Here is an 11069-nt window from a genome sequence, read left to right as displayed (position 1 = left end):
GAGGAGGAGTCGGTCGCGTCCATGGGCCTCGAGGTCGGGATCGAGATCGAGGTCGATCAGTCCGGGTTCTTCGCCAGCCGGGCGGCGAGCTTCACCAGCGTGGGCACGCGCTTCCTGCCGTGCATCGCCCGCAGCCGCGCCTTGGCGGCGCCCAGGTCGATGCCGGCGCAGGTCACGACCAGCGGCGGCATCTCGTCCTCGCGCATCACCTCGAACTGCGCGGACAGGCCCGGCAGGCGCTTCTTCGAGATGCCGACAACCGGCACCTTGCCGCCCAGTGCCTGGTGCAGGTGCCAGCCGATGCCCGGCGAGTCGTCGGCATCGAGATGGACGAAGCCGTCGATCAGGATCAGCTCGGGCTCCAGCCCGTGCTCGCGCAGCAGGTGCATCACGCAGCGCAGCTCGCGCAGGTCGGGTTCTCCGCGCGCGGGCTTCTCCCCGATATCGGCGATGCGCGAGACATAGGTCTTTGTCGCTTCTGCCGCATCCCAGGCATCGAAGGACACGGCGGCGACGCTTGCTTGCGCGCCGTCGAGGTGAACGGCTGTCAGGAGTTTCATGCGGGATTGTGAGGAGGCCTGTGTGAGGGCTCAGCCCTCGGTGGGAACGCGCGGACGCACCAGGGCCGCGGCCTTCTTGGCGTTGACGCGGGCCTCTTCGACGTCGCCCGCGCGGGCCAGCAGCACGCCCATGCGGCGCTTGACGAAGCTCTCGGGCTTGCCGAACAGGCGGATGTCGGTGCCCGGCACGCGCAGCGCCTCGTCCACGCCGTCGAAGACCAGCCCTTCGGCATCGACGCCGCCATAGACCACGGCACTGGCGCCGGGCGTCTTGAGGCTGGTGTCCACCGGCAGGCCGAGGATGGCGCGGGCGTGCAGCTCGAACTCGCTCTGCCATTGCGTGCTCAGCGTGACCAGGCCGGTGTCGTGCGGGCGCGGGCTGACCTCGCTGAACCAGACCTCGTCGCCCTTGACGAACAGCTCCACGCCGAACAGTCCCTGGCCGCCGAGGTTGTCGGTCACGGCCTTGGCAATCTCGCGGGCTCGCTGCAGGGCGGCCGGCCGCATGCGGCAGGGCTGCCAGCTTTCCACGTAGTCGCCGCCCTTCTGCACGTGGCCGATGGGCTCGCAGAAGCGGGTCTGGACCTGGCCGGTTTCATCCAGCGCACGGACCGTCAGCAGCGTGATCTCGTATTCGAAATCGATGAAGCCTTCGACGATCACGCGGCCATGGCTGACGCGGCCGCCGGCCATCGCGTAGTCCCAGGCCTTCTGCACATCGGCCGGCCCGTCGATCTTGCTCTGGCCCTTGCCGGAGCTGCTCATCACCGGCTTGACGATGTTCGGGTAGCCGATGCCGGCATCGATGGCAGCCTGCAGCTCGGCCAGCGAGTCGCAGAACTTGTAGGGGCTGGTCGGCAGGCCCAGGGTCTCGGCGGCGAGGCGGCGGATGCCTTCGCGGTCCATCGTCAGCCGCGTGGCGCGGGCGGTGGGGATCACGCGGACGACGCCGGCGGCTTCCAGGGCCTCGAGCATCGGCGTGGCAATGGCTTCGATCTCGGGCACGACCATGGCCGGCTTCTCGGCCTCGATCAGCGCCTTCAGCTGGGCCGGATCGCTCATCGTGATCGTGCGCGCATGGTGGGCCACCTGGTGCCCGGGCGCGTTGTCATAACGGTCCACCGCGACGGTCTCCACGCCCAGGCGCTGCAGCGCGATCAGCACCTCCTTGCCCAGCTCGCCGGCGCCGAGCAGCATGACCTTGGTTGCGTGGGGAGAAAGCGGGGTGCCGAGAGTGGTGCTCATGGATGGGACGATGTTGCGGAACAGGAGTCCGGCATTGTCTCAGCACCTCGGGCATGCTCTGTCGGTCAGTGCGTCGCCTCTGCTGTCGAACTGCCGTTCGTGCCGGCCTTCAGTGCTTCGGATGCAGCGTGGCCTGGCCCAGGTCCCACAGCGGCGTGAACACGCCGAGCAGCACGATGGTCACCAGCACGCCCATGGTCACCAGCAGCGCAGGCTCGATGGTCTCGGCCAGGCGGGAGACCTCGTACTCCACGTCCTCCTGGTAGATCAGCGCGATCTGCTCGAGCATGACGTCGATCTCGCCGGTCTTCTCCCCCACCGAGATCATCTGCAGTTCCAGCGGCGCGAAGATGCCCGCGGCCGTGGCCACCCGCGACAGCGAGTCGCCGCGCTCCACGCCCGCCCGCATCTGGTTGATGCGCTGCTCGTAGAAGGCGTTGCCCACCACCTTGGACGTCAGCTGGAAGGCCTGCACCAGCGGCACGCCGGCGCGCACGGCCAGCGCGAAGGTGCGGCAGAAGCGCGCCGCCGTCACCTTCACGAACACCTTGCCGACGATGGGCAGGCGCAGCTTGAACTTGTCCCAGGCATGGCGCCCGTTCGGGGTGGCGACGAAACGCTGCGCGCCGAGCGCCACCATGCCGGCGGCCGCCAGCAGCACCCACCAGTAGTTGCGCATGAAGTTGGAGACGGCGATCAGCACCAGCGTCAGCGGCGGCAGGTCGGCCTTGAGCTGCGAATAGGTCCTGGCGAACACCGGGATCACGAAGACCATCAGCACCGTCACGCCCACGCCCAGCGCGCTGAGCACGAAGCTCGGGTAGCGCACCGCCGCCTTCACGCGCTTCTTCATGTCGCGGTCGAACTCGATCTGCTTGTACAGGCCCTTGAAGGCCTGCTCCAGCTCGCCCGAGGTCTCGCCCACCCGCACCATGCTCACGTAGAGCTCGTCGAAGACCTGCGGGTGCCTGGCCAGCGCATCGCTGAGGTTGCTGCCGCGGTCCAGTTCCTCGCGCACCGCTTGCAGGATGCGGGCCATCGCGCGGCTGCCGGTCGATTTGCGGATGCCGTCGATCGCCTCCATCATCGGCAGGCCGGCGCGCACCATATTGCCCATCTGGCGCGTGAACATCAGCAGCTCCAGCACCGGCACGCGGTTCTCGCCGGTGATCTTGAGCAGCCAGTCCGGCTGCTTCGCCGGCTTGGCCTGGGCGCTGATCGAGATCGGCGAGATCTCGCTGGCCAGCAGCCACTGCGCCACCGCCTGCGCGCTGTGCGACTCGATGCTGCCCTGCATCAGCTCGCCGCGCCCGTTGCGGCCCTTGTAGCGGAACACGTCCATCGCCGGCTCTCCTCGCGTTCAGCCCAGGGCGCGGCCGGTGGCCGCGATGCTCATGGCCTCGGCCACCGTCGTCTTGCCGGCCAGCACCAGATCGGCCGCCGCATGGGCCAGCGTGCGGCCCTCGATCTGCTGGCGGGCCCGCCGCTCGAACTCCAGCGGGCTGGCGTGCTGCAGCGCGTTGGCCAGGTCCTCGGTCATCTCCACGATCTCGTGCACGCCGCGCCGCCCGGTGAACCCGAGGCCGTTGCAGCGCGAGCAGCCGCGCCCGCGCAGCAGCCGCGCGCCGGCCAGCCGCTCCTCGCCGACCTGGTGGCGCAGCCAGGACATCTCGTCGGTGGGCGGCAGGACCGGCTCGGAGCAGTAGGTGCACAGCACCCGCACCAGGCGCTGCGAGACCACGGCCAGCAGCGTGGACGCGATCATGTAGGCCGGGATGCCCATGTTCAGCAGGCGCAGCGGCGTGGAGGGTGCGTCGTTGGTGTGCAGCGTGGACAGCACCACGTGGCCGGTCATCGCCGCGCGCACGGCGATGTCGGCCGTCTCGCCGTCGCGGATCTCGCCCACCAGCAGGATGTCCGGATCCTGGCGCAGGAAGCTGCGCAGCACGCGGGCGAAGGAGAGTTCGATGCGCTCGTTGATCTGCACCTGGTTGATGCCGGCGATGCGGAACTCCACCGGGTCCTCGCAGGTCAGGATCTTCACGTCCGGCCGGTTCAGCCCTTCCAGCGCGGCGTACAGCGTGGTCGACTTGCCGCTGCCGGTGGGGCCGGTCACCAGCACCATGCCGTGGGCCGCGTTGATGGCGCGCTCGAAGCTCTCGCACACGGCCGGCGGCATCAGCTGCGCCAGGCTGCGCCGCGCCGTGTCCTGGCGCAGCAGGCGCAGCACCACCGATTCGCCGAACTGCGTGGGCATGGTGGAGAGCCGGATGTCGAAGCGCGATTCGCCCGAGCGCACCGAGAAGCGCCCGTCCTGCGGCAGGCGGCGTTCGGCGATGTCCAGCGCGGCCATCAGCTTGAGCCTCACCATCAGGGCCGCAGCGATGCGCGGATCGGCCTCCACCTGCACGTGCAGCACGCCGTCGATGCGGAAGCGCACCACCAGGGAACGCTCCTGCGGCTCGAAGTGGATGTCCGAGGCATTCACCCGCGCAGCGTCGTCGAAGATGGTCTGCAGCAGCTTGACGATGGGCGCGTCGTCGTCGCTGATGGCGCGGCTCATGCTCGTCAGGTCGATCACGTCGCCCTGGTCGTCGATCTCGCGCTCCACCTCGCGGGCGAACTCGCCGATCTGCTCGGTCTTGCGGTAGATGCGGTCGATCGTCTGCGTCAGCTGCTCGGCCGTGATGATGGCCAGGTCGATGGGCTTCTTCAGCACGCCGGCCAGCTCGTCCTGCGCGCGCAGGTCCGAAGGGTCCACCACGCCCACCACGCAGCGGGCCTCGTGGAGCTCCAGCACCAGCGCCTGGAAGCGCCGCGCGTGCAGCTCCGAGAGCGTGCGCACGACCTCGGGCTGCACGTCGAAGCGCCGCAGGTCCACGAAGGGCAGGTCCAGCTGGTCGGCGATGGCCGAGGCGAGCTGTTCCTCGCTCAGCAGGCGCAGCTCCAGCAGCACCCGGCCCAGCACCTTGCCGCTGCGCCGCTGCTCTTCCAGCACGCGGGTCAGATCCTCGGCCTTGAGCAGGCCGCGCTCCACCAGGGTCGTGCCCAGGCGCTGGGTCTTGAGGGCCAGGGTCATGCGGGCTCCGTTTCGCTTGTCGTCCTAGTTGACGGTCTCCACCCAGGAACCGCTCTGGATCTTGTTGCTCTGGACGATTTCGGGGGTGACGTTGACGCCCTTGAGGCACATCAGGCCGGCAGACCACGAGGTCTGGATGCCGCCACCGAGCGTGCGCGTCAGCGAGAAGGTCGTGGTGCCGCTCTTGTTGAAGTAGGCGCAGGTGCCGCCGCAGAGGGTGGCGTTCTGCAGGGGTGTGGTGGGCGACTGCGAGAGCGTGTAGGCGGTCGCCGTCGGTGCAGAACCGGTCGGCGTTGTGCCGGGACCCGTCACGAAGGTGGTCGAGCCGGTCGCAAAGGCGCCTGTCCCGGCCTTGATGGCCACCACGGTTCCGGCCACGGGTATGACGGTGCCGCTCGCTGAAGCCACGTTCTTGCCATTGGACTGGAAGCTCGTCCCCGGAGCCCTGAACTGCGATGTGTTGAGAACGAAGGTGCTGCCGCTTCCTGAAGTGATGTTGCCGATGCTCGTGCCGCTGACGAAGAGCGTGTCGCCCGCGGCCAGGCCCGAGGTGGTCACGGCCGTCACGGTCAACGTCGTGCCGGTTACGCCCATGTACTGACTCGTGTTGTGGTTGGCACCCTGCTTCATGGGCGATCCGCAGGTCCCGGAAGCCGAGACGGTGTAGGTGCCGTTGCCGCCACCAGCCGCGATGACGCAGATCACCGTGCCCGTGTCGATGTCACCCTGGAGCACGTTGCCGACGGCCAGCGCCGTGCCGCTGAAGTTCGTGACCACGAGCGAGGTGCTGTTCTTGTTGATGTTGCCGGTGAAGGAATTGGCGCCGACCCAGCCCGTCACTCTCGCGCCCGAGTACACATCGGCGTTCGACGTGTAGTCGCTGTTGCGCGCATACCAGATCGAGGAATAGACATTGGTCGGCGCGCTCGGCGAATTCGTGCTCGGGTACTTGTGCTGGCTGTCCACGTTCAGCAGGCTGGTCATCGCGATGTTGTTGCCGCCGCTGCTGTTGAAGCTCACCGCCGTGATGTCCTCGCTGATGTTCGAGGCGCCGCTGGCCAGGCCCAGCACCAGGGTGTCGCCGCCATAGCACCAGGAGGTGCAGGCCTGCGAATTGGCGGTGGCCGGGTCGCTGCAGGTCTGCGTGGCCGAGTCGGTGGCGGTGCCGTCGTTGGTCGTGCCCGTGCTGCCGGCAGGCTGCTTGCTCTGCGTGTTGCCGCTCCAGTAGGCGGCGCCGTTGAGCGTGACGCCGCTGACCACGCGCCGCCCGGTCACCGTGGGCGCCACGCTGCTGCCGCGGAACAGCACGCCCACCTGGGCCAGGTTCTCCACCACATTGGTCTGGTAGATCGCATAGCTGCTGTTGGCCGCGATGGTCACCACATTGCCCATGCTCTCGATGGAGTTCTGGCCGTTCATCGAGTTGTCCCAGGCCAGCGCGCAGGCCGAGCCCGCCGAGCACACGGCACCGCTGGACTGCCCCTGGTGCAGGGCCGAGAGGTTGAACAGCGCCACCGCCGCCACGCTGTACGGGTTGCGCAGGTTCAGCTTCCAGACGACGGCGGGCGTGTTGTCGCAGTCGCTGGTGCTGGCATTGCAGGTGGCGCCGCTCAGCGTGTTGAGCGAGAGCCCGTAGCTCAGCGAGCGGGCGGTGCTGCCGACCGTGCCCGTGGACGTCAGCTGGCAGCCGGTACAAGGCGTGCCGCCGCTGCTGTCGCAACTGGCCGGCGTGGAGGTGGCCGCGAGCGTCACCGTGCCGCGGCCCAGCGAATAGGTGCTCGCCACGCCGGTGCACACGCTGCTGGTGAGGATGTTGGCCGAGGCCATCGCTGCCTGCGCCTTCTCCAGCCCGCTCTCGGCCAGGAAGAGCGCGGCCGTGCTGTCGGATGCGCGCTGGCTGTCCACTGCATTGCTGCCTGCGCTCGACAGTGCCTGGCCCAGGGCGAAGATCAGGGCGGCCACCAGCAGCAGGGCCAGCAGCACCGTCACCACGCCGGCCTGCGCCTGTCGTCGAGCGGCGCCGGGTCTCATAGGTAGGTGTTCCTCAGCGCCACCAGCGTGCGCAGCGTCGTGGTCTGCCCGCTGGCGGGCTTCATCGTCAGCGTGATCTGCACATAGCGGATCGAGGCCGCGCTGTTCGTCACGGTCAGGCTGCTGTCCAGGTAGCTGAGGGCGAAGCTGTTCACGTCGGCGGCGATATTGCTGCTGGCTGCCGGCGAGGCCGAGTAGGCCAGGTTCACCGCCGAGCCGCTCAGCGCCACGGTCACGAGCAGGTCGCCGGTACCGCAGGTCGGGTCGTAGCTGCTGCCGTTGGACGTGCGCCTGTAGACGAGCTGGCTGCTGGTGAAGGTGGTGATGCAGTAGGCCGATCCGGTCGTGCCCCACTTGACCTGCCGGATCTCGCGCGCCAGCCGCTCCATCGCATAGCGGGCCTGGGCGATGCCGGCGTTGTCGGTCTCCACCGCGCTCACGGTCGAGAGGCTGTCCACCCACATCAGGCCCGCCACGGCCGACAGGCTGCCGAGCAGGCCGCCGGCGAAGGCCAGTTCCACCAGCGTGTAGCCGGCTTGCAGGCGTGCGGAGCGGCGCTGCGTCCTCATGGTCGTCAGTAGTTCTGCAGTTGCAGCGTCAGGGGCGTGAAGGCGGTGCCGCCCTTGGAGATGCTGACCGTGACCGTGCAACTGGCGCTGGAGCAGGTGCAGACGGCGGTGTTGCTGGCGTCCCTGAGCGTGATCGTGGGCACGCTGAAGGAACCGAAGGCGGTGATGCTGCCGCAGCTCGATGCGGCGGTGCAGAGCGGCGTTGCGCTGGGTGTTGCGGTCACATTGCCATAGCCGCTGACCCGTCGGACCGACAGCACGCGCTCGGCGCATTCCTGCATCAGCTCGGTGGCTTGCAGCAGGTCTCGATTGGCGGCCTGCCCGGTGAACAGGCCGCGCTGCATGGAGACGATGCCCAGCGCGGCGGTGCCCATGAGGGCGAAGGCGACGATGGACTCGCCCAGGGTGAAGCCGCGCTGGCCGGATCGGGGGCTCATGGGCTCACCGTCACGAGGCCGGTCTGCGCCGCCACGCTGACCGTCTTGGTCGCGCCGCTGTAGCTGAGCGTGAAGCTCGAAGCCGTGCTGAGCGCGGAGCCGGTCGAGTCGCTGGGCTGGCCCAGGCTGTTGAAATAGAGCGTGCTGCCGGCGAGCACGGCGCTGTGCGAGAAGCTGGCGCTGAAGTCGGACGAGCACGGCGTGGTGCCCGTCACGCAGGCCACGGCATAGCTGCCGTTCGCGCCCGTGGTCGGTGTCACGCGCATGCGTTGTCCGGACGTGTAGGCCAGGGCCTGGGCGCGGCGAAGATCGGCGGCCAGGGTCTGGGCCTGCGAGGGCAGTGTCAGCGGGCCTGGCCCTTTGTACTTCATGACGGCGTACACGCTCAGCACGCCGAGCACCGCCACCATGACAGTAAGCTCGAGCAGCGTGAAGCCCTGCTGCGAAGCCATGTTTCAGGCCCTCCGGCTCAGGGGAAAAAAGGGGCAGCCGAGGCCGCCCCGCCGCCTGTGTTCAGCAGGAGGACATCAGCTGCCGTAGGCCTTGAATTCCACGATGGGGCTGAAGACGCCGCTCGTGCTGAGGACCTGGCAATTGCCAGGGACACCGGCGGCGCCGATACCGGCAGGAGCCGTGGTGCCGTCGGTAAACGAATAGCCGGACGGCATGTCGACCAGAGCGCCGAGCGCCGCGCAAGACGCGACGGCGGCGGCCGTTCCGCCCTTGAACTGGGCGTAGCGCACGCTGGACGCGGAGGCGCCTGCGGCCGCTACACCGCGCGCGACGCCAAGCTGCGCATCGTTGGACAGATCCTGGAATTTCGGTATCGCCACCGCCGCCAGGATGCCGATGATCACGATCACGATGATCAGTTCGATCAGCGTGAAACCTGCTTGAACACGGGAATGTCGAGCTGCTGCTTGCATGGTGCCCCTCCGGGTATTGATTGAAGGATTGAAGCGAAAGTCTCTCGGTTGGATGCGCGCTCCATCGACTTCCGCCTAACGGCGAAATTCGACGGTGCCGAGCCAATCTATTCCCGTCGATAAATCGTCACAAGTCTTCACAATCCCTTAACTAGAGGGTGCTAGCTGTTCTTTCCGGGTATGTACCTAACTCGTTACCTGGACTGATCCATAGGATGGTTTTCGGCCGCTGCGAAGGTGCGGCGGCCCCATCGACACAACGAGAATCATGCGCACAGTGGGGTGGGGACTCAGCGTCGGGCGGAGCGGCTGGGCGTCGGTTGACATCGGCGCCGATGCCGGTCAGGTAGCCGTCAGCCTGCGGCAGGCGCCGCGACGGGCAGGCTCGGCCGTGCAGGTGCTGCGCCTGGCCCAGGCACAGGCCGCGGCCGACGCGGCCCCGCAGGAAATCGGCGCCGACCTGGCGCGCCGCGTCGGCGCTCAGGGCGAGCGGCTGATGCTCACGCTGGCGCGAGGCGACTACCGGCTGATGGTGGTGCCCGAGCCGGCCGTCGCGCCCGACGAGATGCCGCAGGCGCTGCGCTGGACCCTGGCCTCGCAGCTGGAGATGCCGCCCGAGGAGGCCGATCTCGGCTGGATGGCTATCCCCGGCATCGCCGCCGACGCGACCCGCACGGCCCAGCTGTACGTGGCCGCGGCGGCGCAGTCGCTGGTCAACCAGCATCGCGCGGCCATGGCCAAGCGGGCCGGGCTGGCGCTGCGAACGGTGGGCATCCGCGAGGCGGCGCTGCGCAATATCGCCGGCCTCTACGAGCGCGAGGGCGAGGGGCTGGCCCTGATGGCCGTCGGCGAGCGGGGCGTGAGCCTGGTGTTCTGCGAGGGCGGCGAGCTGGTGCTGGACCGCTACATCGAGCAGCCGCTGGCCGAATGGCGCGAGGCCGACGCCGAGGCGCGGACGGCGATCCACGAGCGCGTCGCGCTGCCGGTGCTGCGCTCGGTGGACCACATCGGCCGCAGCCGCGCGTATCGGCCGGTGGGCCGCCTGCTGCTGGCGCCGATGGCCGAGGAGCTGGGCCTGTTCGACTACCTGGCCGCGCAGCTGCCGATGCAGGTCGAGCGCCTGGACCTGGCCGCGCATTTCGATTTCGAGCGCGTACCCGAGCTGCGCGATCCGGGCACGCAGGCGCGCTGTTTGGTAGCGCTGGGCGCCGCGCTGCGCGACGTGGCGCCGCAGGGTCTTGCCGGCAGGCCGGGCTCGGCGTCGATGAACCTGCTGATGCGGCCACGCCAGCCGGTGAGCATGGCGCTGTGGGGCCTGGGCCTGATGGCGGTGCTGGCCCTGGCCCTGGGTGGCTATGCCTGGCAGCTGCGCAGCGGCGTGCAGGACATGCGGGCCCAGCTGGCGCAGGGCGCGCAGCAGGTCGCGCAGGTCAAGGCGGAGATCGAGACGATCCGCCAGCGAGAGGGCTCGGACGCCGAGGTGGACGCGCTGAACCGGCAGGTGGCGGCGCTGAAGCCGCGCGCGGAGGGCGTGCGCTCGCTGGTCGATTCGCTGCGCACCGCGAGCCTGGGGCGGCCCGAGGGCTATTCCGACTATCTCGAACGGCTGGCCCGCATCTCGGACCCGGAGCTGTGGGTCACCGGCGTGGAAGTGCTGGACGGCGGCCGCCGCGTGAAGGTCGCGGGCCGGGCGCTGAACCACGAGGCCGTGGTGCGCTACGCGCGCCGGCTCAACGAGAGCTTCGAATCGCTGGGTGTGACCTTCAACGCCGTGCAGATGGCGCCCGCCGATACCGGGTCGGGCAAGAGCGGCATCAACTTCACGCTGTCATGAACGCCTCGCTCACCCGCTGGCTGCGCCGCTTCGACGATCTCTCGATGCGCGAGAAGCTGATGGCGGCCGTGGCCCTGCCGGCGCTGCTCTACGCGGCATTCGACGTGACCGTGTTCACGCCGCAGCTGGCGCAGCGCAAGCAGCTGGGCCCGCAGCTGGAACTGCAGGCGAAGGAGCTGGCCGAGCTGCGCAAGCTGGCGGCCGACATGACGGCGGCGCGGCCGGTGGACCGGCTCAGCAATGCGCGTCGCGAGCGCGAGGCGCTGCAGCGCCAGGTGGACGAGGCCCAGGCCTTCATCGATCGCGCCACCGAGAAGGCGCCGCTGGCGCGTGTGATCCGCTCGATGACGGCGGCGACGCCGGGCCTGGTGCTGACCAGCCTGAGGAC

Annotated in this window: 11 protein-coding genes; 2 read left to right on the top strand and 9 right to left on the bottom strand. The window is 69.0% G+C overall.

Annotated elements, in window-relative coordinates; genetic code table 11:
- Positions 1–56: 56 nt before the first annotated feature.
- The 9 genes from B0W88_RS25375 to B0W88_RS35235 form a co-directional block, all read right to left on the bottom strand.
- A complete protein-coding gene (locus tag B0W88_RS25375) occupies positions 57–560 on the bottom strand; it encodes a hypothetical protein (RefSeq protein ID WP_077037390.1) in 504 nt (167 codons plus the stop codon).
- 30 nt (positions 561–590) lie between these two features.
- Positions 591–1805: a formate-dependent phosphoribosylglycinamide formyltransferase gene (purT, locus tag B0W88_RS25370; RefSeq protein ID WP_077037389.1), complete on the bottom strand. Its 1215-nt coding sequence runs from the start codon at positions 1803–1805 to the stop codon at positions 591–593.
- Between the two features lie 109 nt (positions 1806–1914).
- The gene (locus B0W88_RS25365; RefSeq protein ID WP_077037388.1) at positions 1915–3147 is read right to left on the bottom strand and encodes a type II secretion system F family protein; all 1233 of its coding nucleotides are present in this window, start codon (positions 3145–3147) and stop codon (positions 1915–1917) included.
- 18 nt (positions 3148–3165) lie between these two features.
- On the bottom strand, positions 3166–4884 hold the full coding sequence (locus B0W88_RS25360) for a GspE/PulE family protein (protein ID WP_077037387.1): 1719 nt from the start codon (positions 4882–4884) through the stop codon (positions 3166–3168).
- Between the two features lie 24 nt (positions 4885–4908).
- Positions 4909–6915: a hypothetical protein gene (locus B0W88_RS25355; protein ID WP_144006961.1), complete on the bottom strand. Its 2007-nt coding sequence runs from the start codon at positions 6913–6915 to the stop codon at positions 4909–4911.
- Positions 6912–7484, bottom strand: coding sequence for a hypothetical protein (locus B0W88_RS25350; protein WP_077037385.1), 573 nt, complete (start codon positions 7482–7484; stop codon positions 6912–6914). Before B0W88_RS25350 ends, B0W88_RS25355 begins: the two co-directional genes overlap by 4 nt.
- A gap of 5 nt (positions 7485–7489) precedes the next feature.
- Positions 7490–7921, bottom strand: a complete 432-nt coding sequence (locus B0W88_RS25345; RefSeq protein WP_077037384.1) for a type II secretion system protein — start codon at positions 7919–7921, stop codon at positions 7490–7492.
- Positions 7918–8373 carry a GspH/FimT family pseudopilin gene (locus B0W88_RS25340; protein WP_077037383.1) on the bottom strand — a complete coding sequence of 152 codons (456 nt, stop codon included), beginning with the start codon at positions 8371–8373 and terminating at the stop codon, positions 7918–7920. The genes B0W88_RS25345 and B0W88_RS25340 overlap by 4 nt, the downstream gene beginning before the upstream one ends.
- A gap of 75 nt (positions 8374–8448) precedes the next feature.
- The gene (locus B0W88_RS35235) at positions 8449–8847 is read right to left on the bottom strand and encodes a prepilin-type N-terminal cleavage/methylation domain-containing protein (protein WP_077037382.1); all 399 of its coding nucleotides are present in this window, start codon (positions 8845–8847) and stop codon (positions 8449–8451) included.
- 268 nt (positions 8848–9115) lie between these two features.
- Between B0W88_RS35235 and B0W88_RS25330 the strand changes: the two genes are divergently transcribed.
- Both B0W88_RS25330 and B0W88_RS25325 read left to right on the top strand, forming a co-directional pair.
- Positions 9116–10681, top strand: a complete 1566-nt coding sequence (locus tag B0W88_RS25330) for a hypothetical protein (RefSeq protein ID WP_144006960.1) — start codon at positions 9116–9118, stop codon at positions 10679–10681.
- On the top strand, positions 10678–11069 hold a 392-nt coding region (locus tag B0W88_RS25325), incomplete at its 3' end, for an aminoacyltransferase (RefSeq protein WP_144006959.1). The genes B0W88_RS25330 and B0W88_RS25325, both read left to right, overlap by 4 nt.

The organism is Pelomonas sp. KK5 (assembly GCF_001984095.1).
Lineage (GTDB): Bacteria > Pseudomonadota > Gammaproteobacteria > Burkholderiales > Burkholderiaceae_C > KK5.
Note: the sequence above shows the minus strand (reverse complement) of the source record. Positions and strands in the feature narration are given on the sequence as shown.

Excerpts from the sequence above, each read along its gene's own strand:
- B0W88_RS25375 (WP_077037390.1), bottom strand. The coding sequence starts at position 560 with ATGAAACTCCTGACAGCCGTTCACCTCGACGGCGCGCAAGCAAGCGTC.
- purT (WP_077037389.1), bottom strand. The coding sequence starts at position 1,805 with ATGAGCACCACTCTCGGCACCCCGCTTTCTCCCCACGCAACCAAGGTC.
- B0W88_RS25365 (WP_077037388.1), bottom strand. The coding sequence starts at position 3,147 with ATGGACGTGTTCCGCTACAAGGGCCGCAACGGGCGCGGCGAGCTGATG.
- B0W88_RS25360 (WP_077037387.1), bottom strand. The coding sequence starts at position 4,884 with ATGACCCTGGCCCTCAAGACCCAGCGCCTGGGCACGACCCTGGTGGAG.
- B0W88_RS25355 (WP_144006961.1), bottom strand. The coding sequence starts at position 6,915 with ATGAGACCCGGCGCCGCTCGACGACAGGCGCAGGCCGGCGTGGTGACG.
- B0W88_RS25350 (WP_077037385.1), bottom strand. The coding sequence starts at position 7,484 with ATGAGGACGCAGCGCCGCTCCGCACGCCTGCAAGCCGGCTACACGCTG.
- B0W88_RS25345 (WP_077037384.1), bottom strand. The coding sequence starts at position 7,921 with ATGAGCCCCCGATCCGGCCAGCGCGGCTTCACCCTGGGCGAGTCCATC.
- B0W88_RS25340 (WP_077037383.1), bottom strand. The coding sequence starts at position 8,373 with ATGGCTTCGCAGCAGGGCTTCACGCTGCTCGAGCTTACTGTCATGGTG.
- B0W88_RS35235 (WP_077037382.1), bottom strand. The coding sequence starts at position 8,847 with ATGCAAGCAGCAGCTCGACATTCCCGTGTTCAAGCAGGTTTCACGCTG.
- B0W88_RS25330 (WP_144006960.1), top strand. The coding sequence starts at position 9,116 with ATGCGCACAGTGGGGTGGGGACTCAGCGTCGGGCGGAGCGGCTGGGCG.